Origin of the sequence: Trichocoleus sp. FACHB-591, from assembly GCF_014695845.1 — a bacterium.
Classification (GTDB): Bacteria; Cyanobacteriota; Cyanobacteriia; order FACHB-46; family FACHB-46; genus Trichocoleus.
Genome location: NZ_JACJPA010000018.1, coordinates 114,122 through 140,235 on the forward strand (window position 1 = coordinate 114,122; position 26,114 = coordinate 140,235).

A 26,114-nucleotide genomic window follows, 5' to 3' on the forward strand; every position below is an offset into this window, starting at 1 on the left:
TATGCAATTCAGCCATACCTAGTGAAAGTGCTTAGAACAAGTAAGGTTTTCGCCCGGTAGTCTAATTTTCTGATTTTGTATAGCCGCACTGAAGCATTAGTAACTACATAGACTCTTGATTTCAGTAGTACCTAAAAGAGTAATTGGGTACTGTTATTTCAGTAAAATTTCAGGGTAAGCAAGTTGTGGCTCCTGTGAAACTGGCCTCAGTCTAATAGTCAATACATAAGTATCTTCGTAGGAACCATAGCCTACGCAGTAATCTTCCACATCTTCTGCTGTTCTAGATCTTTGGCACTCTCAAAACGCTTGACTAGCTCATTGATGATGCGTGGGTCTGTTGTATATAGGCCCACTTCACGCTCTTTTCGAGCATAATCGCTGGAGGAAAGAAAGTTATGACTGCCCAGCATAGCGAATTGGCGATCACAAACTAGAAACTTTTCATGAGTCCCTAGAAGCTTTAATCTAAGCTGCTTCGGATATTGTCTTTCGAGGTCTTCTAAGTCTTCCAAGGCACTGTACATATCTGAGTAGGCTCTGAGCCGCTCCCTCAGGAGTCCTGAAGCACGACGAACCTTGTCACTATTGATGTCCTGCCAGTGCCCCCAACCAATTTCAATCTGACTATTTGGAACGCTCAAAAAGGTTTTGAAGTAATCGACTAGTTCTCGCTCATTCCACTGAATACCTTTATAGAGCCAAGGGCAAACAAGAATCAGACGCTCTTGAGCTTGCTTGACAGCCTTGAAAAGAATTTCTCGGCTTTGATGGCGGTCGTATATCAGCTTGTACTCATAACTAGGCTGCATTTGCTGAAGGAGCTGGTTAATCCCAACGATCCGCTGGTCTACAACTTCATCAACTTGGCCTGCGAGTCCCTGAGATAGCTCAGCTAGAGTAGTTTCTAATTCACTAACCTTACCTGCACCTCTAATTAACTGTTCTAGCTGCTGTTGCATCACATCCAGGTTTCGGGTGCGATCATGCAACACCTCAAAGCTAGTATCTAGGCTCTTGAGCCAAGCTTCTAAATCCTGAATCTGCTGCTGTAACTCTTCTGATCGCTGAGCTAAGGACTGTTCAGGGCGTTCAGCAAAAGCTTGGTTCAACATCTCAAGCTCAATCTTCAAGCTTGTAACCCCGTGATCGACGCGATCAACAACGGTCTGTTGCCAAGGTGCCAGCTCTTGCTTGGTTAGAAACACTTGTGACTTTTGCTCCAAGGTCGTGATCGCGTTTCTAACCTGTTCCAGTCTCTCATCTCTACTCAGGTCCGTGACTGACGACCGTACTTCCTGCACCTGCTGTTGTAAGTCATTGGCTTGGGATCGCAAGCCCTTAATATCTGTTTCTAATGGAGTTGGGTCAAATAGTTGCGGCGGTGGGGGTAGCTGCTCAAGCTGTTGTTGTAGTTGCCAAATCGCATCACTTAGTTCAGCCACCTTTTGGTATTCAGCTTTAGTACCAACTTGGTGGCTTAAAGCTGCTAGTTGCTTGGTTAAGATTGCAGTCGCCTCTGCGGTTGGCTTGAGCTTCGCTGCCAATTCAGAGATGTGAGGTTGAACCGCAGTTCTATTAACCCGTTCTAACTGTTCAATTTGCTGACTGAGTTGGTTGAGTTGTGTTTGTAGTGATGCGGAACGTGTTTCCGATCCCTCGCCTTGAGCTTCAAGGCTTTTCTGAAGCTGACTGACCTGCTGATGAAGTGGGTTGAGGTCAATAGCTTGTAAGGGAACCAAACACGCTTGTACTGCTGTTAATCCTTGAGAGAGTTGAGTGATCGCGCTGTCAACTTGCTCCAGCTTTACCTCTAAGTAGTCAGGGTCAAAGACGGGAGGAATTTGAGATAGACCTGCCTGCAACTGAGCTTGTAAGCCTTCAAGTTTCCCATCTATATACTGGCGAACCTCAGTAACTGTCACCTCAGCATCCTGCTGCAAGTTGACAACGGCTGTCTGGATTCTTGCAATTTGAGCTTGGAGATCGGTTGAGTCAAACGGTTCTGGTGGAGGGGGTAAAATTTTCAGTTGTTGCTGGACGGACTCAATTTGCCCCTTGAACTGCTGATCAACTTGAGTAATTGCAACCTGAGCATTTTGCTGGGCCTGTTGCTGGAGGCGATTGCGATTCAGCGTCCCTAAAGCTAGTGACACTGATATGGGAGCGGCAGCAAAGACAACTTGCTGGGATACGGTAGCTGCAATTGAGCCAATTGCCGAAGCAGCAAGGGAGGTATACTCCACAGTCTCCAGCCAGTGTCGGTTAGTCATGAGGGGGTATGAAATTCTTCTTATGACAAGAATTCCACCGATGGTGAGATTTAAGACACGCGAATCGTGAAAAGTTTAACGATTGGTGTAAATAAGCAATGAAGTTTGGAGTTGACACCACAGCGAAATCTGCGCTTAAGGTGGCTTATCAGTCATCTCAAACGTGTATTACTCTGTTTAGGAACCGAAGAGCGCTTGTTCCACAATCGAATAGCATCTTGTTGAGTTTCGCCACGGGAATCATGAGCACCACAACAGCAGACTACAAAGCATCCTGTTCGATCCCGTTCTGGGCTATCAACTACTGAAAGATTTGAGCTGCCGCAAAAAGGGCACTGTTCTAAATCAATTAACCTTGCTTGCCTACAAGCCTCTAAAAGCTCTGTAACAAAGCGGAGTTCTGACTCTCTTTGAATTTGTTGATCTACTGATTCATCGGTATCCATCAGAGGCTCTTTTGACCCTTCAACAAATTTTGCTTTATAAAGCACTCTTACAGCTCAAATGTCATAAGTGTAAGTTAGTTGAGCAAACCAAGGAGAAGTGTTACGACAATTCAGGATATTTTAACTTATGTCTTCCAAATAACCTCAAACCCACTTCCTGCAAGGGTTTTAGTATGAGCTATATATAGGCTTATATCCCTTTTGAGTTATCCGGGGTAGCTTTTAGGGGTGGATCGCTGAAGGTGTGGAAGGGGGTAAGGCGGTTGAGTAAGTACAGATAAAAGTGTAGATAGTCATCAACTAGACCAACTAGAGGTTAGAGTGTGTCGGCTTGAAGCTAAGCGCGTAGAAGATGATCCACACAATCGTCGTCTACACGCCCTAACCGAACAACTGCAAAATCTGAGTGATGGCCTAGCTTAGATTCAGGGACAAAAAGAGCCTACTAAGACAACTGAGTATCAAACCCCGCCGGAGGCGATCGCCTTCGGCGATAAATCACTAAGACTTACATTAACTGAACTAGCTAAGCGTTTGGGTGTTGATAGATCCAACCTTGCCAAAGTAAGAAAAAACAAAACAGCAGAGGAATCTGGGGAGATATTTGAAAGCGTTGGGTAATTACGAAACCATATGAGTTTTGTGAAACAACATGCCAAGTGTCACAGACAGCGAAAATGCGGTCAAACTCCCGACTGTTCCAGCTAATCCGCTTGGCGAGATACCCGACGGTCTTGATACTTAGTGATTTTGAAAAGAAGTTATGATCAGTTCCCGTTTAGCAAGCACATGAGTTGAAAATGAATGATTGCAGGAACTTTGCGGATCTGAATTTTCATTAATCCGAACTATACACTTGTACTGCGAATGTTTGTACTAATGAACTGGCATAGTTAGCGGTACAGACTTCTCATTTGCCTTAGATTTAGACTCTTTACATAAATGGAGCCAGGGTTTCGCAGACCCCGACTCCATAGTTCAAATTCAATCCAAGGTTAAAGGAATGAACATCAAACAGTTAGTTAGTAAGGCGCTCAAAAACGCCTCGCTCGTGATGGCATTAGTAGGTACCGTCACCGTTACTGCCATAGTAACTCGGTATGACGGAGTCGTTGAGCTAAAGCTAGGCCCCAACGGTGGAGTAGTGAGGATAGACGGTCGTTCATCTGAGACTAAAATCTCAGCTCAAACACCTGCTAAAGAAGGACACTTATCGGAAATTGATGCTTATAAGTAAGCTTCAATTCTTGAAGTAGCTCCAAGATCCTAGCCTTTTCTTAAACCTTTGTTGTTCATAGCCGCGCCGTCTTCAGCGAGCGCGGCTTACTTGTCTATAGCGCGAAATTTCACGAAACCAATTTTCTTGGCTGGACGCTGGCTGCATTGGAGCATCAAACCAAATTAGTAGCGAGCAGACCTGGGCGATCATTCCATTGATTAACCAGTAGAGCTATCAAACTCAACACTAGCTTGTTGGATTTAGTAGCCTGCCTCCCTCTACTACCTGTGGGAATGCTCTCTTGTTCCAATATCCGGTCAGAAGCCAAATGAAAACCAAAAAGTCCAACGGTTCAGTTCCAGTTCTAGCTGCCATCGGTGCCATCACTATTCTTGGTGTTGTTGCAGTCATCTCACAGTCAGAGGACGACTGGCGCTTAAGTGCCCAGTTTCAAGAAAACAAAGGTGTCTTTATCGAAAAAACTAAGCCAGTTCAGTAAGTCAGTGGGTCGTCACAGTGCGTGTACCGCTGGACGACCTTCTTTAGTTATCCACCGTCAATCCGAGCAACCAACTAGAGAAAGTTGAAGGAAGTTTGTAGGGCTTTTGCCAGCCAAACTGCCTCTTAAACCTGAAACGACTGAGCCTGCCTTAAATATCACAAAAATTTGCAAAAATCAAGCACTTCTTGTATTATGGTAGTAGGGCAATTTATAGAAGCCCAACCCTCATGGAGAGAGCTTTTTGGGCTTTCTGGTCGGGCATGAGGAATGTAAATTTTCATTAAGAAATTAGATAAATGAAAAATTCGAAAAAAAGAAAAAGTTTGTTAGATAACTACAGATATCAACCTCGCTACCGTAAGCCTAGACCTCGAATGCTGAGCAAAGCTGGAGCTATTCTTGGCAGTCGCTTATCTGACAGTGACAAGAAGTCACTAGCAGGCTGTGTCCTTAGCATGTCTGCAAGGTTGCGTATCCTAGGTTGGCGCTATCGCCGTCGAAAGCTGTCAGCCTAACCATCGCAAGCCCTGAGTTGAAACACACTCAGGGCTTGCTTTTTAAGCCATTTGCTATCTGCTAGAAATCAATCGACATTTTATCTTTGGCAAAATCGCTGTAACGCTTACTGCATAGGGATTTCACTTTGTGAGTGTTTCCATGAAGTAGGTTGAGTTGGTTGCTAGGTGAAGAGGCTTTTTACAAAGTTCTGATGCTTCAAGGCGCTCACAATTTTTCTAGAGCACTTGGCTTTCCAAGACAGTTGAGTGAAATGAATCTAGCGAAGTAGTGAGATTAACAGGCTAGTTACGTTTCTGACGCTACAACTTTTTAACGTAACCCTCAGGATCGGTTTGGCATCCAAATCTAGCAACTTCAGGTACGCTGCCCAACTTTTTTTCCACAGAGTTTAGGCAATTCCTAACTAATTCTTTATTTTCACTGCTTGTTACGTCAGTATTTATAAAACACCTACCTATTGCTTGACCAGCAACACTGTCCTCCACTGAAAAAGCTGGAGTCCTGCCTAAAGCAGTCACATTAATGCTACGACTGCCAAGACGACCACTTCCTTCTATCTGCCCTGCTCTTTCAGTGATCTTAATTGGTACTGTTCCAAAATAATCACCTTGATTACCTGTAATAGCTTCATCTTCTTTTCCAGCATTGTCATAAATTGCCACATCAAATTCATCCGAATTTTCATTCAGTTGATCTACAAGATATAAGCTAGTATTTTCTGCGCGGCATTCCCACACTGTTTGGTCTTGGTTGGCAACTGTAGGTGAAGGTGGGCTTCCTAAACTAGGAACAGCAGAGGGAGATGATGTTTGTGAAATTGTAGGAGCATTAGTAGGTTTATTAACTGTAACAACCACAAAAACAGCAAAAGCTACTAATGCAAGAAAAGCCGACCAGCCTCGTAAATCCCTTGATTCTTTAAACAAAATGGATGCTAGAACAGCTAGCAGGATAAATATTAAAGCAATTAGCGATACTGGATTACTCCCTACTATTTTGAGAATTTCTGGAAGGCTGTCAAAAATCTTTTCCATGTGATGTGCTAAAGAGTTATACGAAGAAAGACAACAATTTAGGCTCTCAGCTAGAGTTATTAAATGTCCTATTAATAATTGCTTAACTGTTCCTAGCCAGTAGTTGTAAGAGATCTTTACAGTCAAAGCAGCAATCGTTCAGTGCATTTTGGCTTCATGCAGTACTGAAACAACAGCGCTCAGTTCTAGCTGAATTTCCCCTAGCAGTGCCGCTTGAAAAATGCCGTGCAGATTGTACCCCTTGAAGAGCGAGTGGAGGGGAAGCTACAGCCCTTGCCCCTCAACTTAGAGGCATCGACATTTTATCCATAGCTAAGTCGCTTCAGAAAGGGAGGTTAATCAAAGCTATCTTTTGAAGTTGCCCGTGGCTCACCGTACCTGCGAAGCAGGGGGAAAGGTGAGCCACGGGCTTTAAGTATGGGTCGATTGAGATCGCGCTCCAAGGCAGGATGGGTTCCGTAATATGTTGCTGAAATCCCAGTTCTAGCGCTCTCTCCTGCGCTTCTTTTTCCGCATAGCCTGTTAAAGCGATGAAGTGAAACTGGTCTTCTACTCTACCCAGTTGAGATTGGCAGAGTTAGACTGAGCGGTAAGATGTCAGGGGCAAAAATGATACCTAGACCTACCAGAAACCCTGATCGCTCAAGTAACTGCAAGTATATGAAACTTCCTCTTTCCCTCGCTTTGATTACTCTGGTTGCTATCCCAGTCTGTGCCCAAGAAGCGATACCCAATCGTCTGATTGACTATGACAAATTCAAGGAAATTGTGATTCAGTCTTCAGCAGAACGAGAATCAAGGCGGCTCACCGAAGCTCAGTTCATGGCGATGATGAAAGAGCAAGGGATCGTGCTGTTGGATGCTCGCAGTGAATCTAGATACAACCTCCGGCACATCAAAGGTGCGATCAATCTGCCGTTTACAGAATTTACCGAAGAGTCCCTGGCTGCTGTAATTCCCAGAAAGGACACTAAGGTTCTCATTTATTGCAATAACAACTTTGAAGGTAGCCAGACTGCTTTTGCGGCAAAAGCACCTGCGGCTTCTCTCAACCTCTCCACCTACACTTCTTTGAAGGCTTACGGGTACAGGAATGTGTATGAGTTGGGTCCACTGCTGTACGTTTCTACCACCAAGATTCTGTTTGAAGGAAAAGAAGTTGGCAATAAGGATTCCAAGGCAGGAAGGCTAAATCCCCTCTAAGTCAACTATTAGCACATTGATCAGGGGCAAAGGCTAGTCAAGCCCTTGCCCCTAGCGTGAGAAACAGCTAATTATTTGCAAGAGAAGGACTGGTACCTTTTACTGAGGAGCTGCTAATCCTGGTGCATACCAACGACATCCAGTTGTTAGTCCTCCCTCGCTATGGTTGCAAGTTCCCTGGCAAACAGCGAACGAAGAAGTATGATTAGTTCCACAGCCTCCTGAGTATCCCGCAGGGCATCGACAAATTAAAGTTGTGCCTACTGCTCCAGTTGGACTAATTGGTTGAAAGATTTTACCGAGTTTTGGATCCTGACGAGCCTCAATTCGTGCCCCTTGTCGTGCCAAGATTTTTTGTGGAGATTGCACAACAAAAGAATCTGTTTTCATTCTAGTATTTAATGCACGAAATATAGGTGCTTCACTACTACTTTGCTCACAAGGAATAGAGGATTGAGCAGTAGTGAAGCTTTGAGCCAAAATAGGTTCAGTTTGTATTCCAAAAAGAACTAGAAAAAAACAAATAAGAACTAGAAAAATCGCGTTAAACAGCTTTAACATTTTTCGATTCTAGAACTCGTTAGATTAATAATATGTTTAACGCTTGGTCTTACTATATCAACGTCAATCATTCGTAATAGACTTATCGATTAATAACAGAGAAAATGGCTGAAAGCCTTGTATTAGAAGACACTGATATAGGCAACGCATTGAGGCAGGCACCCATCGTCCAAATCGCGGTACCGTGCGTGAATCATTTCAGACGCGAGACCTGTTAGCAGGTGTGTGGGAACGGGAACTGGAGCCAATGCTCAGACCAGAACCGCGACTCAAACCCATTGACCTTGTTTGAGTATTTGCAGGATACCTATCCGGGCGAATCCCCTCAGGCATTGCGGACACTGCAACGGCGAGTGCAAACCTGGAAAGCTCGCGCAATCCTCGCTTCAAATAAGGTTTTGAACCACCTCAAGAAGTTGATTCTTAGCATTTTTGATCATGTAAGCCTTCGAGCTGACGAAGCGGATGGATAACACTACAATCCAACGACGCAGTTATCCTAAACCTTCAAAAAGCTGGGAAGAATAGGGAACTCTAAGCCTGCCCCTCTTAGTAAAAGCATGAATCGACTTTTCGCACTGGCAGTAGCGATTACTCTAATTGCCCCCGCTCCACTTCTAGCCCAGACTAATCTATCGGGTACTGTCCTTAGTACTGGTGATGGAGACACTTTGCGTGTTCAGATGAACGGGAAGCCTGTCACCGTGAGGCTTGTCTGTGTGGATGCCCCGGAAGCCACCCAAGTTGGAGGCAAGGAAGCAGCAGCCCGTCTTAGTCAATTTCTACCTAAGAATCAAAGTGTGCAGCTACGGGTGGTAGAGCAGGATCGCTATGGTCGCACCGTGGCTGAGGTCTTCAAGGACGGTCAGTCGGTTAACCTGCAAATGGTACAAGAAGGCCGAGCTGTAGTTTATCAGCAGTACTTAAGCGGTTGCGCTGCCACCAAGGATCACTACCTCCAAGCAGAAGCCAAAGCTAAGCAACGAAAACTAGCCTTTTGGAGCCAAGCTAATCCAATCATGCCGTGGGATTTTAGAGCAGGTAAGCGAGGCACTTCCAACCCAGCCCCCGCAGTTAATTGGCCTACCACTCCACAACCTGCTGCACAAACCTCTAACTGTTCTTCTGCCTACCCAGGCGTGTGTATTCCACCTGGGCCACCCGACTTAGATTGTGGAGACATTTCAGAGCGGCGCTTTCAAGTGGTAGCACCCGACCCACACGGGTTTGATAGAGACAATGATGGGGTGGGTTGTGAAAGTTAACTCTAAAGTGTTGAGTGCGATCACGTTTGCTATCCTGGCTGGGATCGCCACCTTTTCCATGTGGGCACAGTACTTCTGGCCTCAAATGTTTGCGGAGGAACGCTGTGTCTTGCAAGCACCCAACAGTGATGTGGTGAAGTCCTCTGGCGTAGCTTGTAAAGGAACTGACCTATAAAAGCGCCGCTTGAAAAATGCCGTACAGATTGCACCTTATGAAGGACGAGGCGGTAGTGGAAGGGAGGTGAGTCGGTTAGAAGGATAGAGATCAGTTCAGGTAGCTTGGAGCGAGCTGCTAGCGATCACTCGCTATTTCAAGATTGCTCTCCGCACAAAGCAGCGTCCAACTCTGTAGGGACTGGCGTAGAGAGCACAAGCATTTACAAGACTGAGGACAATCCTACTAACTGACCTTGCCTGCGTCGCTTCAGCCAAAACTTACAAACTTCATCAATAAGTTGCTGTTCCTCTTCGGTCAATAACTCGTCTGGTGTATCTAGCAGCCAAAAGATTAGCAACTTGGACTGCTAGACTCTCAGGCACTAACCGATGAATCAGTTCAATGCGAAACAGAAGTTCTTTGCGCTCCTGCGACCAGCCAATTTTTTCTGCTATCCCTCTTCTGTCACTCTAGGAAAACAATAAATAGCAGCGCTGTTGAAGCACTGTTTTCCTCCACTCACCCAAGCAGCACTCAACAAATTTTGGGGCTTTCAGCTATTCTCTATCAGGAGTGACAGAAGAGGGATATGACTCAACCTCGGAAAGAACAGGCAAACCCACAAACTGGTATTCATACTGCTGATCCCCCTTAGACGAGCAATCCTGCTTAAGAAAGAAACTTCATGAGTTACTTCTGGGCCACTGCAATGCTTCTGAGATAAGTAATCGCACTAGAATAGCCATTAGCTAGCTTATACTTCTGGCTGATCCTTGGAAAATAATGGCCGAATGTCATGAGAAAACTTTCCCTCGACACCTTTTAGTTGGAAACCTGAAGCCATAATCCCTAATGTCCATTGCTCTTGCAAGCTATCAGTTTCTACACCCTTTCAAGCCTTGGTGCAAGAACTGAAGAGTTCACACATTCCAGATCACAGAAGCTATCCTGACAGTTCCACTATTTACAGTGATAACTTTAAACATGGCAGACTCACCAGGTGCTAACGCTTGTGGGTTTGTAGAAGTGGAATCTCTCTCGATTACTGTTCCTCCAGCATTTAACACTTCATATGTTACCCGGATGTCATGAACCGTTTTGTCTGTCTTGTTAATAATATTGCCACTTATGTAACCATTACTGCGAAACACCTCACCGATTTCAACTTGAGGCTTACTGCATAAATCGCTTAGATCTAAAATTCTGCCATCAGTTATTTGCATGTAACAGATTAATTCATCAATGCTTTGACTAGATACTAGTGGATATGTTTCAAAGCCATAGGATGGAGGACTAAAAATTATTTCAGCAATACTGAAAATTGAAGCAACTGAGAAAGATGCTGTTAAGCATAAAATCTTTAGTGTGGTCATAATTTCTGTCGAATGAACTAGAATTGTTGATTTTAAAAAACTGTTGATTAATGCTTGTCTACTTAGAGGGAAAGCGTTAATTAAGAACTGACAGTTTTCTTTACTCTCCTCTTTATTCCTTTTTCTGTTGGAACTTATGGTTACTCTCTTTACTTCTACCTAGTAGATATTTAAATGCTCATAGTGATATTAGATCTTAGAGCTGTTAGAAAATGGGGCAGGAAATCTTTGAAAGTACTATGTAGTAAGCACTTTGGCTTGTGTTTTTGTAGAGGCCAGTGTAATCCTTGCTACATAGTACTTTCAAGCAGTTTTCTTGGTACTATCCAATAAGTCTCTTCAACGCTCAATATTGCTTACGCAGCTAGGAGCATTTACGGAAAGATTAGACGAGGTTTAAAGATTACAGCTAGTTCTAGAAGATTTAAGTTGTCAAATCTTATGCCGGGAAGGGAGTAAGTGACTAGAAACATAGATGCTATATCTTTGCTCGGTTAACCCAAGTTTATCTTCGTGCACTATTCAGTTCTTGAAAGATATTATTTGTGGAGCCACAGCTCCACAAATAATATCTTTTATCACTGGACTTGACTGAAATAGGTATTCACGTCACTACATCTGCTTGATTAATTAGGCTCTAACTTCTTATGAGCAGATTTAATAACAGCACTTTACTAAGGTATGAGAGGAAATGCTAATCTAGCCTCGCGCTGAAGAGATTTTTATCTACACATTATTCGGAGATGGCGCGATTCTCCTATTGGAGACGATAAGTGACATCTAAGAAGATTTGTGATGGTATGCCTCCTGAAGGAATTTCTGCAATGCATCCTATGATTCCTATACGCACACCAGGAGTTTCTGTACCGTATATTGCTCTCAGTTGCTGGGGACCTAAAGTTCCACCTCTAGGTACATAAAATGATTTACTCGTGTTATTACAGTCAGATGACGCCTGCGTTATTGGAAATCTCATCGCAATATGAGATTTAATACTTAATACATTTGCAGGCTTAGGCGTTCCAATGGGTGGGGGAAAAGTACCTGTGTACCATATGGGGGCACCATCTGGGTAGAAACAATTCATTCCACCACATTTAGTGATGACTGCCCTATCTGTCATAAGAGTAGTATTAGGTGGAGTTGGAGGGATTGGAGGAGTTGGAGGAGCTGGACGTGACGGAAGAGTCTTTGATGCTACCGCACCACCAGAGGCTCTCCAGTAAATGTAACCACCTTCAAACTGACTATATCGCCCGCCGCTATATCCAGGTAAATCTAGCTCATCAGTAATAGGATAACCTAACCAACTTCTCTCGTATCCTAGAGAAGCCCATTTGGCGTGGATATCACCATGAACTTCGTGTGCTCCAGTTCTAGGAGTCCAGTAGATTGAACCGTATTCAAAGTGGTTAAACCTTCCCTCCCCATCGGGTGTTGTTAATTCATCAGTAATAGGATAACCTAACCAACTTCTCTCGTATCCTAGAGAAGCCCATTTGGCGCGGATATCACCATGAACTTCGTGTGCTCCAGTCCTAGGAGTCCAGTAGATTGAACCGTATTCAAAGTGGTTAAACCTTCCCTCCCCATCGGGTGTTGTTAATTCATCAGTAACAGGATAACCTAGAAAACCTCTTTCCCAATCGAGGTTCGACCATTTGGCGCGGATATCACCATGAACTTCGTGTGCTCCAGTTCTAGGAGTCCAGTAGATTGATCCGCCATTCTCATAATGCTGGAATCTACCTACACCATCAGGTGTGTACCATATCTCAATAGTAGGAGAACCTAAAAAGCCGTTACTGGTGCCTAGACTTGCGTACTTCGCCGAGATTTCATCCTCGCCTTGAGTGGTAGAAGTAGCTATTACTTGAGTAATGGAAGCAGCCATTGCAATATGTTGATAACTTCCAGCTATTTCTGAAACACTACAAGCTAAGGCAATACCAACCAAGGTAAAAATTAAACGCTTCATTTTCTACTCCTTGTTCAATCAAAATTGAGGTAAAAAAGATGTTGAAGCTTCCTAATGACTTATTGGTTGGTCTTGGCAGCTTTATTCACCCCGTTATACCTGTAGTTGTCCTAAATAGGACATGAATAGTAGTCATACATGGATTTCGATGGATGAGGTGCAATCCATTATGGAATGGTTATTCGCAAGCCTTTTAAATGCTGGGTGCTACGGCACCGCTCACATCATCTGGTACAACGATGCTGCACCCAACTCGAAACTAGAGAAGGCAGTGAAGGATGGCACTAGGCGCGATGAGCCGACTTTACTTTACCGCTGTGGCTCAAGAGTACAACCACCACCCAACGGCTACTACTGGCGCTTAATGGCAGAGCACCCATCCAACCGGATCTATCAGCTAGAAGTAAAGGAAGAAGATTGATGACTCAAAAGCTTTGGAAATTCATAGTGCTCAGCATTAGTTAGTACTCACTTAACTTAGGGCACTATGAAGCCGTAGCCCTGAGAGGTTGGCGTGAATCAAGTTGCTGGTGTTGGAAAAGGAACTCTAAATCTGTGTAAAGCTTATTGGAATTGGGTTAACCAGATAGTTGACAGTCATCCCATTCCAGAGCAGAAACTCAATAAACTGGTTGAGAAGAAGCACTTTAAAACTGCTGAGGAGGCGGAACAAGCTACTAGGCGGGTTCTCAAGGTTGCCCTAATCGCCACCCCAGTTGTTTTCTTAACCATCTTGATGTGGAGCATTATTCCTAAGTCAGACAACCAGCCAACGACTATCCAGGCTAAAGGAGATATAACTGCTACCCCTTCTGGCACGATTAATCAGAACTTAATCTCTGGCAGAGCTACTGAACAGGAAGCATCGAAGCAAAATGCCTCGCCAGCTACTACTCTTAAAGCACCAGTAGCTAGCATTGCAGCATTGGTGAAGAGAACAACAGGTGACGGTTTTCCTTATGAGGCTGCTGGTAGCGTTCAGGAAAACGAACAGGTAATTGTTGTCAATTATTTATACAGCAAAGAATGTAGTTCAGAAGCACCTGGAGCTACATTTCAACAGGAATGGAAAACTACATTTGACTTAACTGCTAAAACTTGGACTAACCAAGTAAAAGAGGTCAGTAAGTGTTCAGGAAACCCGAACCAAGAATGGACTGATTATTCCAGAACACCAAATCCATTCACTATAGAGTCTGTTGGAAGCGAAACAGTCATTAAGGGTGATACTCAAGACACCGATGGATCACTACTGACTAAAGATGCATTCATAGTGAGGTATACCAAACCTCTGCATTCGCCTCTAAACTCTGATCCAGCTTCTCAAGCGATCAGTAAATCTGAATCTACAACTAAGGTGATTCAGGCAGGAGATGGTTTTGCGAATCTCAGAAGTCAACCAACTACTGAGGTCGATGTTGTAGCTAAGATTCCAAACGGTACGCCCGTAGTTATCTTGAATGAGCAAACCAATAGCTCTGGACAACTCTGGTATCAAGTTGAAGCCAGTGGACAGGTAGGATGGGTTTACTCAGATCTGCTCAATTAAGTTTTGGCTCAGCACAATATGCTTTAACAGTATTAGGTCTTTAGCTCTGTCAGCATGAGTGAACCAAGCGTCAGGCGTAAGTTACCAGAGTGTGATCGCTGCATTTTCTATGCCCATACCCCCTTCTTAGTCTGCACTTCTCATCCAGAGGGTGTGAGCAGTAATTCTTGTCTCGACTTTCAACGCGATCCTATGGCAGAACCAGAAGAATTTTGGGAACCGGAAGGAGCTAGCTACTATAACGGCGATCTGATTGTCACTCCACAACAGCGATGGTCACGTTTGGAGAAGTTAGCTCTACTCGATACGCATCCAATTTTTACAGGTCGATGCCCAGATTGCGAGGTTAGAATTACTCCAAAAACTTTGAGAGTTCATTGGGATTGTGAACACTGCGGTTGGAGAGATGATTCAGTTTGAGAATTTACAACGAAGTTATATTTTCAATACAAAATTTTGGTGGTATTCAGTCTAAAGTGGGTTTACTAAGGGGGCATCAAAAAGTAAGTCAATCAGTAATATTCCCCTTGCAATAATGAAAGTTAAAGCAGTTCTGGCCGCTTTAGGGCTTGCAGTTTTGGGATGGATAGGTGTAGGAAGTTGGATAAATTATAGTCAAGCACAAAGCTTACAACGAGAAACCCTATCTAAGGTAAAGCTTCTAGTATCTCAGCCTGAAACTCCCAGCAAGCCTTCTGATCTGAACTCACTCAGAGCTTACTATAAACAGCTACAGGAAACAGTTTCGAACTTAGAAAAGATAAGCAACACCCCAGGACTTTCACACCAAAAGTCTCAAGCTGCGTTAATTGAAGTACGACCTCTGCTAACTAATACAGAGCAACAATTAAAGCTAGAAGAACAAGCATTAGCCAATTTAGAAACAGCAAAGAGGATAAATCTTGAGGCTGGTGATCTTGCTGAAAATCCGATTAATCCTCTAGAGGATTGGCAACAATCAAGAGACAAATTTCAGGAAGCAAGCAATATTCTTAAAAGTATTCCAAAAAATACTTTTGCTACTGCTGAAGCTGAATCAATGCTAAGTACAGTTCGGCTTAGTCATACCAATATTAATCGACAACTGTCAGCAGAAGACAAAGCAGATAGGCGTATTAAATCAGCAGTTGATATAGCATCCAAGGCTGCTTATTTAACAGATAATGCCCCATATACTTTGCAGGAACTCAATCAAGCTAAGGCTCAATGGCAACTAGCTATTAATCTGCTTAGCACTATCCCTTCTGAGGCTACTTTTGCAACTGCTTCGGAAGACATGCTGGTTTATTATCGGAATAACCATAAGGCTGTTGGTGATGCTATTGATCGAATAAAGAAATGCACACCTTCAAGTTCTTATGAGGGATTTTGTGATTCTGACTTTTTAATAGATATTGCAATGCCACCTGCCTATACTACTGCTGGCAGTGATAGTGACGAGTTTGTAGATAGTGATAGTGACGAATTTGCAAGCTCTGATGATGACGCCATAGCTGAGAGTTCTGGTGATTCAGAAACTTATATAGGAGGAACGACTTATATTGGTGGCTCCAGTAGTTATAGTAGCGGCACAACTCACGTACGAGGTTATACACGTAAAGATGGAACCCATGTACGGAGTCATACACGTTCTACAGGTTCAAGGGTAAGTGGTTTTGGAAGCTCTCGAAGTGGTGGGGCTAGTTCATGACTCTTACAAGACAAGGGTTTTACGAGCAACATCGCCAGATCTTCAGTTGGTATAATGCTGAAAACTATGCTTGTTATGATGTTTTAACAGTTTCTGAGGAAACTGTACAAGGTGTCAAAAATGCCGCTGAGAAAGCTTGGAAAATTCTCCTGAAAGCAGGAGAAGTAATGAAGGCTTTAAGTGATGACGCCCTTTTAGAATTCGGTTATCCTCCTGAAGCATTACGACTAATTCGTTCAACTACACAGCCACCGTTCATTGCTAGATGTGATTTTGCTGTGACAGAAAATGGCATATTCTTATTAGAATGCAATGCAGAGGTTGCCACATTTGTTGTGGAAACCTTTAAGATGAATGGAATTGTTGCCAACCATTTTGGAAAACAAGATCCCAACAAAGATTCAGAAAGAGCTTTAAAGACTCAGCTAAATTCTTACATCGATTTAATAGCTAAATCCATCAACAAATCTCCACATGATTGCCATATAGCCTTTAGCGCTCTATCAGAAGCGGATGAAGATATCGGCACAGTTAGCTACTTAAGATCCTTGTGCGCCTATGACTCAATTCTTTACCCAATTGACTTTATTGAAATGGATGAAGATGGGATCTACGACAATACTGGCAAAAAGCTTGATATTATTTATCGTCTTTATCCTACTGAATGGATGATAGAAGACAAAGATCCCAATTCAAACTGTAATCTTTGGGACTACTTTGAACCTTTGGCTGCATTCAATAAAGTTCTTTTAATCAACCCTGTTAGCTCATTTATCCTTCAGAATAAAGCTTTGCTAGCTCTAATTACAATGCTTGGGGAAGACTTTTTTGAGTCCAATGATTTAACTGGTTTTAGTCATTTCCTACCTACTTTCATAGAAAAAACACAAATTGTAGAGCCTTTTGTTGCCAAGCCTACATTTGGGAGAGAAGGTAAGGAAGTAAAGATATATAAGGATGGTAACAAGTCAGCATACAACCAGTCTCATGAATATGCTGACTTAATGGATGTATATCAAGAATATGTGGATTTGCCTAAAATTCAGTTAGAAGGAGATATTTATACCCTACAAATATCTTGCTTTCTGGTCAATGGAATTCCAACAGGTGTATCTTCTCGCATAGGAGATATGGTAATAGGCAATACATCGAGATTTCTCCCGATTGGCTATTAAGGAGTACTAGCGCGAGTATGTACTGATAGCAGATTGAATGCCTCTTCTTGGGGTTTAGTGGCTTGCTGAGCGCCCGTATAATCGCTCTGCTAAAAGTACAAGCGTTTCTCTTGCCTCTACAAGAAGTTTTTCAGGGAAGTTCTCAGTCGAGATAAAAACTGTCCCGTCATCATCAATGACAAACTCTAACTCCTCAACAACAAACTGAAAGGGAAACCAATCACCCTCCACCTCGTAGGATTGCCACACTTCTTCCAGGTTCAATTCGTACACTTTGCCCACTGGAGCAGCGATCAGAGCCTCTATTGAATTTTGCAGCCCTACCTCGGTTATCTCAAACGGAGCCTGAGCTTCACTGGCGATCCTCTTCCGCTCTCCGATTCTGTTCGTCCCTCTAGACCGTGCCAGCTTGCCCCTTAGTTCAGTAACTTCTTTACCCGGATACTTCAGGGCAGTTTCTATTCCTCCAAGATGGGGTTTGAGGTCAAAGCGAATGTTGTGCTCAGCTAACCGCTTCTCCACTTTTTGACGAACATCTAGGAGCGCCAACTCTAAGGCATCGCCCCAGCGCTGAGTATTGTTTTCTTGCGCGATCCGACGCATCTGCTCTTTGACTAGCTCAGTTAAGCCAAACTCAACCGCACTACTGTACGTTTGCGATCCTCGCTCTACTGAGCTTTGAATCAGCTCTACGACGTTCTGTAGGATGAACTCTTCTTGAGACAGCAGTTTGAATCTCATAAAGCCACCTCAGTAATGTAGCAGCGGTAGTCTGTCTCACTCATCAAAGCTGTGCCGACTAAAATCCCCACCACAGGCCGAGTGTCTAGTTCAGCGCAAGCGGAAATGTAACCTGCCATCCGAACCAGCTCGTCTTCTAGCACCTGTTTGATACCTAAGGTTGAGTCAGTGGTTGCCTTCGCCTCGATCAGGTAAGTATTTCCATTCCCCTGCATGACAATATCTGGGTAGTCATGGTTAGGGCGGGCCAACTTGCGGCATTGGTAGTACCGTTGAGCTAGGAATCCGGCGATCCCCTCACCAATCCCTGCCACGGCGCTCTTATTAGCCGTCATACGTCGCTGTTCAGTCCTGCTGTAGAACAGGGGTGGATACCCAGGCTCTAAGAAGGCACCACTGGAGTAGGTAAACCAGTACTGCATTTCTTCGAGGGGTCGGTACACCAGTTGCTCTGAGTACTTGCTCACCATCCGCCTCAGAGTGTCTTTGCGAAGCTGGAAAGAACCGACTGGGGTGTAGGCAAACCGCCGATTAGCTAAAAGAGCCTTAAATCGCAGCCGCGATGCGTGCCGAGTCGCCGCAATCTTAGCGATAGACTGTTCTTCCTGAGATAACTGGAGCAGGCGATGCTCCAAGGTGATTTGAATGGTCATGAGTACTGGAGAACTAGAAATCCATAGACTGTTCTCACAGTAAGTCCTGTAGCTGGCCCAGACAAACCTTCGCTATCACGGTGATAGCTCTTGTCCATTGTCGGAGGTTGGGGGGCAGAGCACTTGTCTCAATGCTGGAGGAATTTGCTCAAACGACTCCCACAGCAAGTCCATTTCTGCCAGTCGTCGTAGGTAGAGTGCTTCGGGTGGACGGTAATTCTTCGCTCTAGCAAACCAGCGATCTACGGTAGGTTCAGAACAACCGCAGATTTGGGCCATCTGAGCATGGGTCACGCTCCACTTGGCGTAGAACTCTTGAGGTGACATGCCTAGCTGACAGCGAGTGTAGAGCTTCAGCAAAGCGATCTCTCGCTGTCCCAAGTCTCGTAGGCTCACTCCTGCCCCACCTCAAGCGTGGTATTACGCTGATCGGTAGTTAGTAGTTCTAAATCTGCTTCCCAAGCTGTATCCGTACAAGTCCAAGCATGGGAAGGTGATTGAGGGTCAAGCCAAATTAAGTAACGCCAAGCCCAGGACTTTAAGTGTTCTGCTGGGGCATATTGCAGCCCTGTCACAGTACCAAAGTCCTGGCTTGGCAAGGGTCGCCAGCTAACACGATCCCCGATCCTCAGCCTTGGCTGGGGTATCTGATGAGGAAAACCCTCTGGCAGTAGTTGTGCCGAATAGGATCGCGCCGCAGTCATCTCTCAGTTGCAAGAAACTAATGTCGATTGTAGCCTATAAACTACATTTTGTAGCCAATCGGCTGTAGAAATTTGAGCTGGTGTCTAGCAGCATTATGCGGTGACGCATAATGAGCAAACCAACATCCGACAGCGCTTCGGTAAAGCTGTCCGGCAACGGCGGCGAGAACTAGATATGTCTCAGGAGCAGTTAGCAGAGCTAGCTGAACTCCACCGAACCTACATTTCTGATGTTGAGACAGGAAAGGTGAGTCCTTCTCTGGACAATATTGAAAAGATTGCCAAAGCTCTTGGTATTTCAATTGTTAAGCTCTTCGCCAGGTACAAAATTGAACCTGAGCCGGACAAATAACAGAAGATCTCAATGCTAATTAACTATCGCTTCTAGCTACCAGTGGTAGGTAGGAATAGGGGCTAGCGGAGGGTTTATTAATAAGACTTTTGCTTCTTTGCCATACTTTTGAAGGACATATTGCATCTTTGGCATTCCCCTTTTACCCATAAAGATGGGATTGCAAATCGTTCCTGGCAACTAGGGCATTTTGAGAGCAAGCGGAGTCGATGTTTCTTGCACCCGTCGGTCGATTGGTACTGCCAACTCATGCAATGGTAAGGGGCTTCAACATAACAAGCAGCACACAAGCGAATTGGCTTCGGCTTGATTGGCTCATGCTGAGGTGGAAACATCAACATTAGTCTTTCTACTCCCAAACCCATTAGTTCATTTATCTTCTCCAACGCTTCACAAGTTGAAGGTGGGTTAAAGTAAAAGTTTTCCCATCTCCAAAGGATCGTGCCTAACCTCAATCTTTTCCCTAGGGTGTAGGAATCAGTATTCACAACTTCCTGTCGATACCAACGCCCAAGATAGTGACTGATGCTTTCGTCATCATAGGGTGGAAGGTACAGAAGTGATGGGTTGGTTTCCTCAGTATTCATCAGTTTTGTTACTCAGCAATATCACCTGCGCTAATTCTGTCCATTGAGTGTAGCGGCAAGGAGCAAAGCTATTTCTCTCAAAGCTTTGATATCGGTTGGTAACAAAAACCCAAAGCAACGGAAACATTGTGGGGATTAATTTCTGCTTTAGGATTATCAACTTTCCAAATTGCAACCTCACGCAGATTTTCATAAAGTACTCGAAGTTGTCCTTGAGAAGATTCCTCTAGGACAGCGATAGTTGCATTATCAGAAGCCAAATTCAATGGTTGCTTCCAGCCCAAACTCTTCTCCCACTCAGCAATGACCGTTGCGATGTTCTCCTTATTGAGTATGTTGTATGGGTGTTGCTTCAAGAAAGTATTATGAATGGTTGCATACTTCTTCTTTTTGTCGAGTTTAGGATCAATAACATCATTAAGATAGGGAGATCCAGCAAGAACAATAGAGATTTTCAGCTTTTCGGTGATTCGTACAAGCTCGGTGAGAGCTTTGAAGGACAGTAAATCTGCATTGTTAACAATTAGGAGCTTTACCCCAAGTGCCTTCAAGGTTCCCCATGTTCGCGAGCGGAGTTGTCGTAAGCTACCACAATCGAGAGGATTAATTAAAAACTCTAAAATCAGCAGAAACAAGTCTGTCGAGCTACCATTTTGTTCGATTTCAATGTAGGCAATAGGTGCAGGAGCCATTAACAAACCACCACGCCGTTTGACATGGCTCTGCGTATAAACTACCAAAGACTTCACCAAACCTAAGCGATCCATTGTAGTTACACAACCACAAATGCCAGTTTCTCGCCAATGGTTCAGCCTAGTAAACAACTCCTCATCTCGCTGTAACCCGGCATAAGGTTCAATCTGACCGATTCGCTCGACTGCTGCTTGCTGTTCAGGTGATCGCTTCTGTTGTTGTCCAAGCTTCCAGACTGTGGTGCTTGAAGAACTACTAGCAGGTTGTGCTACTTCAGACTGTACCTGCAAGGGTCGAGGTTCTTTTTCAGGTAGCTGACCTGCAAGGTTAGATTGGCTCATCTTAGGTTACCATTCGTCCTCAACAAATTCATTCCAGTCAGGAATAACATAGAGCGCAGGTTGTACCTGTACTTCTGAAGTCACCTGTGTAAATTCTAAATCTTCTAGTACAGGCGCTTTGGTCACAGAGTCAATATTTTTACTTCTTGACTTACTGTGTGAAGGTGAGGTCTTCGGAGGATATAACTCCACAACTTTATCAGAATGTTTAGAGTTGCGGGTGATTCGATGGTTTTCTTTTTTACGCCGCTGCTTGAGGGTCTTGGCCTCTTCAATGGAAGAGGTGTATGCGTTTCTTTGCTGAGTAAGAATGGGGGACTGATCGATATCCTTGCCCTCTTCACGCATTTTCTTCTTGCGGTCTTTCCACTCCTTCAAAGATAGGCGCTCCTCTTGTAAGTCTCTTGATCTAATCGTGCCCAAAAACTCAGATGGTTGGCCATTTTCTTCTTGAGTGTAAACCAGAACGTAGATAATGTTGGTTGGATTGTATCGAATTACAACTTCTTTCCCTTCGTAATCTCTCAGGAAATTTGATTCCTTATCGTACCGCCAGTGTCCATCTTCGTCCCGCCTTAAACTTGCTGTATAGGTTAGCCTTTCAAAGTCAATACATCCCCGCTCCTGAACCTTGCGCTTTAGAGTTTTCATCAAGCAAAGGTCAAGCTCTCTTTCACTAGCAGGCATTCTAGGTTCACCACCTAATAGACCTGCCTTCCATCTCATCAAGCGCGTTTGATTTGGAACTCTTGGATAGAGATGTTGGTTATGATGATCCACAAAATATCGCACTAACTTACGGTCATAATCCTCATAAGTAATACAAGCGTACTTCTCAGGATTGTCTGGGCGTTCCTTTAGGCTTCCTCCTTTGAAGCCAAGTACCAATGCTGCAAATTCCGTCTTAAGCCCCAAAAATAATCGCTCTACTATCCCACCTTGTTCCGTGTAGAGACGAAGACACAATTTAATGTTCAGGTCTAATGCAACGTGTCTAAGATGAGCCGATTTAAACTCTTTGGCTCGGTCGGTAACAATGTATTCAGGTAGGCCACAAACCTCCCACTCTCGTTGAAGTCGGTACTCAGGCCCATACTCTTTATTCAAGATTGCGTGACGGAGTGCTAAGGCAACCTCATGAGATCCGGCAGCGCCAAAGCTGATGTAATACCCCATTACACAACCCGACCATGTATCAACCACCGCAGTAATCCAAGCAGATCCAGCGAGAGCGCCATCTTCATCAGCGAGTAAGTTATCTAACCGCGTGTGATCAATTTGCCAAACTTGATTGCTGCGGATAACTTCAATATCTTCCTCAATCCATTTGCCATCTTTCTTGCCGCTAGTCACTTTAACAATAAGACCGGGTCCCTGCCCTGGATTGCGAACTTTTCGACTTTTCTTCTCAATGATGGGATTTATGATTTTGTACACAAACATGTGTGATGGATATTCACCCTGTTTTAGCCCCAGCTCTAGTTCAGCGTGACCTCTGACCTGGTTATTAACAAGGTTTCGGGTGATGCCCAAGCCAGCTTTTATGCCATCTTTGTAGGTTTTAAGGATAAACTCCGTCCAATATTGGACAGAATGTTTCCATCGTTTATCACCTTTGATCTCTCCTGCATCGGAGCGTGTAGCTCTGGCGATTGAAGCTAGACCCTCTTTCTCTGCCTTCTCCAACCAGCGTGTTATTGTTCGGGGATGTTTTTCCAGTCTGTCTGCCCACAACTGGATTCTCTCCTGCTTGAGTTGATCAGAGGTTTGGATGATATCTTCGAGCGCCTCGACCTTACGCATTACCTCCCGTCTCTCATCCAGGTCTTCGATGAGCTCAATCAGAATTTTATGACTGGGTTGCTGATTTTCAACAACATCAGCCATCCCGGAGAGGGCAGTTGGCTGGGCAGAAGATGTAGTCTCTGAGCTTTCCATCAGCTAAACTTATAGGGTTTAGTATTTCTAGAGAAAAGGCAACTATCAGTTTAAGGTGCTTTTGGACGACTCTAGCAAAAAGACAAATATGTATTTAATAGTGACGGTAAAATAATAAAGCACTAAAAAAGCCTAAAATCCTATGTGAAAAAGCATTTCAGGCTTAGACTCTAGCTTGATATTAAGGGTTTAACCTGGACAGACTACCCATTAACGGACAAAATCTCACATTTTTGAACATGTGATTTAAGGCATCTTCTTGCCACGTCGGCAAGAAGATGCCTTATTTATGAGGCGGCAAAAGGATGCCTTATAATCAATCGACATGAGTCCATAGGTTTTTTCAAAGCCCAAACCATGATCTTACTTTAGGCCGAGGCTTTTCCTGGTTTCTTGTAAAACTAAACGAACTTCTTTATATCTAAGATGTCCTGGCTTGGCGATATGCTGAGATACGCGAGCCTCTGAAGGATATATGCCTTGGCGATGGAGCTGAAGGACGACTTGTCGCACTTCTTCGCAACATTTTTTAATAGATTTTAGATAACGAACTCGCTCATATTGGTCATATTTAGTAGAAATGGCGCGGCATAAATCCCTAAAGTTACGGGCAAGCGTCTCTCTGTAATAACCTAAATTCCTTGCTGCTGCTTCAAGAGATGGTGGTGGAATTGTGTGATCCAGCAAAACCGCTTCTAGTTGTGAACGAACTTGATCAAAGTCAGTTAATTTAACGGCAGCCCTTCGCGTTTTCTGAAGGCAACTCTTGGGTAAAAGCTTCACTGAATCATCAATTGGCGTAATTACATCCTGTGTGAGCAGGTCGAGAACTGAGATTCTTAAGCAAAAGCACACCTTTATAAGGGTCTCTATCTGAGGCAAGTTCTTCCCCTTACACCAGAGCCATACAGTATTCTTGGGAGCTTGGATCAATCGGGAAAACTCGGCTACATTACCTTCGCTCAATTGTTGTACACAGTTCCTTAGAGCGTTAGCTACATTCTCTTTAGGGAGTTTGAACGCTAAGGTAGGAGCAGCCGCAATTAGTTCTCCAACAGCATTTGCTGCCCAGATATGCCACTCCAATTCAGTTTCTGTGAAATCCTTACACTTAGAGGATGCGTGAGACAAGTTCCCTAACCATTCTCCACATCTAGAGCAGTGCCCTGTTCGCGATCGCCAAGCAAGAGGAAGATTAGACTCATGACAGTGAGGGCATCTATCGCATAATAGCTGCTGATGGATTGGGCAAATTTTAACTACGTTTAAGGTCCACAGTAAGGGCTCATATGTTTCATCACGGTCAATGCGCTGCTCTTCGTAGCATCGTGAGCACCAAACTCTAGTGGACCGCATTAATGCCCTTGATGGGAGCACTCCAGACCAAGGTAGCATCGTGAGCAAATGAAGTTGATGATGCGATGTAAGAACGTTCACAGCCTGAACTAGGTCGGATGCCATCACACCTGTACCATTCAACGCACTTGTATGGCTGAATATCGTATGTAAATTTGCACCTGCATATTGTTTTGCAACAAGAGGGGCAATTTCTCTCTCCATTAATACCCCTGGATACACACTATGAGACTCTGCTAATCGAGTAATATATCCTGTCAAACTTTCAACATAAGCAGTACCAACACCAGACAAATCAAGATGATACAGAATGCTACGTTCAGGAATGTTGAGCTGGCTTAACTCCCATAACTCAGGCATGATAAGCTACACCATCAAATAAAATTTCGTCATGCATCCAAGCTTTAATTACTTATCAAGTTTGTGGATTGCTAGACTGCTCTGACCCACCAACAGGATCTCGCTTTGGCTTGCGTTGGCCGGGGCGAGAGCTACCTTGCCCCGATTTTTCAGATCGAAGTTCTCTGTTACAGCTAATCGAGTCGATTTAGCCCTGATTGTCGGTTTTATCAGCCATACCTTCCGGCTGCCCCTGAGCTATTTCGAGTCCCGTTACGTGGGAGACATCATCTCCCGCATCCAAGAGAATCGCAAGATTCAGCGGTTCCTAACGGGTGAAGCACTGTCGATTGTTCTCGATTTACTGACCGTGTTTGTCTATGTAGGCTTGATGTTCTGGTATAGCTGGAAGATGGCACTGCTCGTGTTGGTGATTGTGCCACCGTTTGCATTGCTGGCGCTAATTGCTACACCATTCTTGCAGCGTGTCTCCCGCGAGATTTTTAGTGCCCATAACGAAGAGACTGGATACCTCATCCAATTCCTAACTGGCATCCGCACGGTCAAATCTATGGCGGTTGAGCAGACAGTGCGCTGGCATTGGGAGGAACTGTTTGGCAGGTCGATTAAAAAGACTTTTTCCGGGCAGGTAATTGGCAACACGCTCCAGATTTTTAGCTCAACTATTGAAGCAGTAGTAAGCACAGGTTTACTGTGGTTTGGAGCGTGGCTAGTGATTCAGAACGAGCTGACGATTGGGCAATTAGTCGCTTTCAATATGTTGCTGGGGAATGTCATTAATCCTTTCCAGCGGCTGATTGTACTGTGGAATGAGTTGCAAGAAGTGCTGATCGCAGTTGAGCGAATCAACGATGTGATTGACGCTGAACCAGAAGAAGATTTACAACACCAGTCTCGTCAATACCTACCAGCGATTCGCGGACACATTCGCTTTGAGCAAGTAACGTTCCGCTACCATCCAGAAAGTGATGTCAATACGCTGGAAAATCTCAGTTTTGAGGTGCAGCCAGGACAAATGGTGGCACTAGTGGGACGCAGTGGTTCTGGGAAGACGACCATTTCGAAGCTGCTTTTGGGTCTATATCCTCCTACAGAAGGGAAGATATTGATTGACGGCTATGATGTCATCAACTTGTCATTGCGATCGCTCAGGCAGCAAATTGGTGTGGTTGACCAGGATACCTTTTTGTTTGGCGGTACCATCCGCGAGAACGTTAGCGTAGGTCACCCAGAAGCCATCCTGGAAGAGATTATCGAAGCAGCCCAACAAGCAGGAGCGCATCAGTTTATTAAACCTTATCGGAAATTAGGACTTAGAATTATACCGTGCACCTGGAATGAGGTCGGTAGATGAAAATGACATATGCGGAACTACGAACCAAACCGCAGACCTTGTGTAGTTTAACCGGGCTCACCCCCAAAGAGTTTGAGGCTTTGTTAGAGAG

The 26,114-nt window shown here is 44.3% G+C and carries 25 protein-coding genes and 1 pseudogene; 13 read left to right on the top strand and 13 right to left on the bottom strand.

Annotated elements, in window-relative coordinates; all coding sequences use genetic code 11:
* Positions 1-251: 251 nt before the first annotated feature.
* Together H6F90_RS02650 and H6F90_RS02655 are read right to left on the bottom strand one after the other, a co-directional pair.
* Positions 252-2,273 carry a phospholipase D-like domain-containing protein gene (locus H6F90_RS02650; RefSeq protein WP_190549975.1) on the bottom strand — a complete coding sequence of 674 codons (2,022 nt, stop codon included), beginning with the start codon at positions 2,271-2,273 and terminating at the stop codon, positions 252-254.
* Positions 2,274-2,425: 152 nt separating this feature from the next.
* Entirely contained in the window at positions 2,426-2,764 is a 339-nt protein-coding gene (locus tag H6F90_RS02655) for a Lar family restriction alleviation protein (protein WP_190549976.1), read from the bottom strand.
* Between the two features lie 958 nt (positions 2,765-3,722).
* Between H6F90_RS02655 and H6F90_RS02660 the strand changes: the two genes are divergently transcribed.
* On the top strand, positions 3,723-3,956 hold the full coding sequence (locus tag H6F90_RS02660; protein WP_190549977.1) for a hypothetical protein: 234 nt from the start codon (positions 3,723-3,725) through the stop codon (positions 3,954-3,956).
* A gap of 310 nt (positions 3,957-4,266) precedes the next feature.
* Positions 4,267-4,437, top strand: coding sequence for a hypothetical protein (locus H6F90_RS02665; protein WP_190549978.1), 171 nt, complete (start codon positions 4,267-4,269; stop codon positions 4,435-4,437).
* Positions 4,438-5,258: 821 nt separating this feature from the next.
* On the opposite strand, the gene H6F90_RS02670 is transcribed toward H6F90_RS02665, so the two are convergent.
* Positions 5,259-5,993, bottom strand: coding sequence for a hypothetical protein (locus H6F90_RS02670; RefSeq protein WP_190549979.1), 735 nt, complete (start codon positions 5,991-5,993; stop codon positions 5,259-5,261).
* 660 nt (positions 5,994-6,653) lie between these two features.
* On the opposite strand from H6F90_RS02670, the gene H6F90_RS02675 reads away from it, so the two are divergent.
* Complete coding sequence (locus tag H6F90_RS02675; RefSeq protein WP_190549980.1) at positions 6,654-7,196, top strand: rhodanese-like domain-containing protein; 543 nt, start codon at positions 6,654-6,656, stop codon at positions 7,194-7,196.
* Positions 7,197-7,295: 99 nt separating this feature from the next.
* On the opposite strand, the gene H6F90_RS02680 is transcribed toward H6F90_RS02675, so the two are convergent.
* Positions 7,296-7,757 (bottom strand): hypothetical protein, encoded by a 462-nt coding sequence (locus H6F90_RS02680; protein WP_190549981.1) that lies wholly within the window; start codon positions 7,755-7,757, stop codon positions 7,296-7,298.
* 142 nt (positions 7,758-7,899) lie between these two features.
* On the opposite strand from H6F90_RS02680, the pseudogene H6F90_RS02685 reads away from it, so the two are divergent.
* The 3 genes and pseudogenes from H6F90_RS02685 to H6F90_RS02695 all read left to right on the top strand — a co-directional run.
* A pseudogene (locus tag H6F90_RS02685) lies at positions 7,900-8,128 on the top strand (IS21 family transposase); the annotation flags it as partial.
* 189 nt (positions 8,129-8,317) lie between these two features.
* Positions 8,318-9,022, top strand: coding sequence for a thermonuclease family protein (locus H6F90_RS02690; protein ID WP_190549982.1), 705 nt, complete (start codon positions 8,318-8,320; stop codon positions 9,020-9,022).
* On the top strand, positions 9,012-9,197 hold the full coding sequence (locus H6F90_RS02695; RefSeq protein ID WP_190549984.1) for a hypothetical protein: 186 nt from the start codon (positions 9,012-9,014) through the stop codon (positions 9,195-9,197). Before H6F90_RS02690 ends, H6F90_RS02695 begins: the two co-directional genes overlap by 11 nt.
* 902 nt (positions 9,198-10,099) lie before the next feature.
* Here the strand turns inward: H6F90_RS02695 and H6F90_RS02700 are convergent.
* Both H6F90_RS02700 and H6F90_RS02705 read right to left on the bottom strand, forming a co-directional pair.
* Positions 10,100-10,552 (bottom strand): FxLYD domain-containing protein, encoded by a 453-nt coding sequence (locus H6F90_RS02700; protein ID WP_190549986.1) that lies wholly within the window; start codon positions 10,550-10,552, stop codon positions 10,100-10,102.
* 757 nt (positions 10,553-11,309) lie between these two features.
* Positions 11,310-12,530 carry an LGFP repeat-containing protein gene (locus H6F90_RS02705; protein WP_190549988.1) on the bottom strand — a complete coding sequence of 407 codons (1,221 nt, stop codon included), beginning with the start codon at positions 12,528-12,530 and terminating at the stop codon, positions 11,310-11,312.
* A gap of 121 nt (positions 12,531-12,651) precedes the next feature.
* Between H6F90_RS02705 and H6F90_RS02710 the strand changes: the two genes are divergently transcribed.
* From H6F90_RS02710 to H6F90_RS02730, 5 genes are all read left to right on the top strand, one after another.
* Positions 12,652-12,951 (top strand): hypothetical protein, encoded by a 300-nt coding sequence (locus H6F90_RS02710; RefSeq protein ID WP_199295671.1) that lies wholly within the window; start codon positions 12,652-12,654, stop codon positions 12,949-12,951.
* A gap of 93 nt (positions 12,952-13,044) precedes the next feature.
* Positions 13,045-14,079 (top strand): SH3 domain-containing protein, encoded by a 1,035-nt coding sequence (locus H6F90_RS02715; RefSeq protein WP_190549990.1) that lies wholly within the window; start codon positions 13,045-13,047, stop codon positions 14,077-14,079.
* A gap of 54 nt (positions 14,080-14,133) precedes the next feature.
* Positions 14,134-14,499: a hypothetical protein gene (locus H6F90_RS02720; protein WP_190549992.1), complete on the top strand. Its 366-nt coding sequence runs from the start codon at positions 14,134-14,136 to the stop codon at positions 14,497-14,499.
* Between the two features lie 115 nt (positions 14,500-14,614).
* Positions 14,615-15,769 carry a hypothetical protein gene (locus H6F90_RS02725; protein WP_190549994.1) on the top strand — a complete coding sequence of 385 codons (1,155 nt, stop codon included), beginning with the start codon at positions 14,615-14,617 and terminating at the stop codon, positions 15,767-15,769.
* Complete coding sequence (locus H6F90_RS02730) at positions 15,766-16,944, top strand: glutathionylspermidine synthase family protein (protein WP_190549996.1); 1,179 nt, start codon at positions 15,766-15,768, stop codon at positions 16,942-16,944. Before H6F90_RS02725 ends, H6F90_RS02730 begins: the two co-directional genes overlap by 4 nt.
* A 54-nt stretch (positions 16,945-16,998) precedes the next feature.
* Here the strand turns inward: H6F90_RS02730 and H6F90_RS02735 are convergent, their stop codons facing one another.
* The 4 genes from H6F90_RS02735 to H6F90_RS02750 all read right to left on the bottom strand — a co-directional run bounded on the left by H6F90_RS02735 (position 16,999) and on the right by H6F90_RS02750 (position 18,937).
* Positions 16,999-17,685, bottom strand: a complete 687-nt coding sequence (locus H6F90_RS02735; protein ID WP_190549998.1) for a hypothetical protein — start codon at positions 17,683-17,685, stop codon at positions 16,999-17,001.
* Complete coding sequence (locus tag H6F90_RS02740) at positions 17,682-18,338, bottom strand: hypothetical protein (protein ID WP_190550000.1); 657 nt, start codon at positions 18,336-18,338, stop codon at positions 17,682-17,684. The genes H6F90_RS02735 and H6F90_RS02740 overlap by 4 nt, the downstream gene beginning before the upstream one ends.
* 75 nt (positions 18,339-18,413) lie before the next feature.
* Positions 18,414-18,734 (bottom strand): helix-turn-helix domain-containing protein, encoded by a 321-nt coding sequence (locus tag H6F90_RS02745; protein WP_190550002.1) that lies wholly within the window; start codon positions 18,732-18,734, stop codon positions 18,414-18,416.
* Entirely contained in the window at positions 18,731-18,937 is a 207-nt protein-coding gene (locus tag H6F90_RS02750) for a hypothetical protein (protein WP_242024296.1), read from the bottom strand. Before H6F90_RS02750 ends, H6F90_RS02745 begins: the two co-directional genes overlap by 4 nt.
* Positions 18,938-19,142: 205 nt before the next feature.
* On the opposite strand from H6F90_RS02750, the gene H6F90_RS02755 reads away from it, so the two are divergent.
* Positions 19,143-19,394 carry a helix-turn-helix transcriptional regulator gene (locus H6F90_RS02755; protein WP_190550004.1) on the top strand — a complete coding sequence of 84 codons (252 nt, stop codon included), beginning with the start codon at positions 19,143-19,145 and terminating at the stop codon, positions 19,392-19,394.
* Positions 19,395-20,058: 664 nt separating this feature from the next.
* Here the strand turns inward: H6F90_RS02755 and H6F90_RS02760 are convergent.
* The 3 genes from H6F90_RS02760 to H6F90_RS02770 form a co-directional block, all read right to left on the bottom strand.
* The gene (locus tag H6F90_RS02760) at positions 20,059-20,748 is read right to left on the bottom strand and encodes an AAA family ATPase (RefSeq protein ID WP_206756148.1); all 690 of its coding nucleotides are present in this window, start codon (positions 20,746-20,748) and stop codon (positions 20,059-20,061) included.
* A 273-nt stretch (positions 20,749-21,021) separates the two neighbouring features.
* Positions 21,022-22,953, bottom strand: coding sequence for a Mu transposase C-terminal domain-containing protein (locus H6F90_RS02765; RefSeq protein ID WP_190550008.1), 1,932 nt, complete (start codon positions 22,951-22,953; stop codon positions 21,022-21,024).
* Between the two features lie 363 nt (positions 22,954-23,316).
* Positions 23,317-24,669, bottom strand: coding sequence for a TniQ family protein (locus H6F90_RS02770; protein WP_190550010.1), 1,353 nt, complete (start codon positions 24,667-24,669; stop codon positions 23,317-23,319).
* A 97-nt stretch (positions 24,670-24,766) separates the two neighbouring features.
* On the opposite strand from H6F90_RS02770, the gene H6F90_RS31355 reads away from it, so the two are divergent.
* The gene (locus H6F90_RS31355; protein ID WP_370587930.1) at positions 24,767-26,023 is read left to right on the top strand and encodes a peptidase domain-containing ABC transporter; all 1,257 of its coding nucleotides are present in this window, start codon (positions 24,767-24,769) and stop codon (positions 26,021-26,023) included.
* The last annotated feature ends 91 nt before the right edge of the window (positions 26,024-26,114 follow it).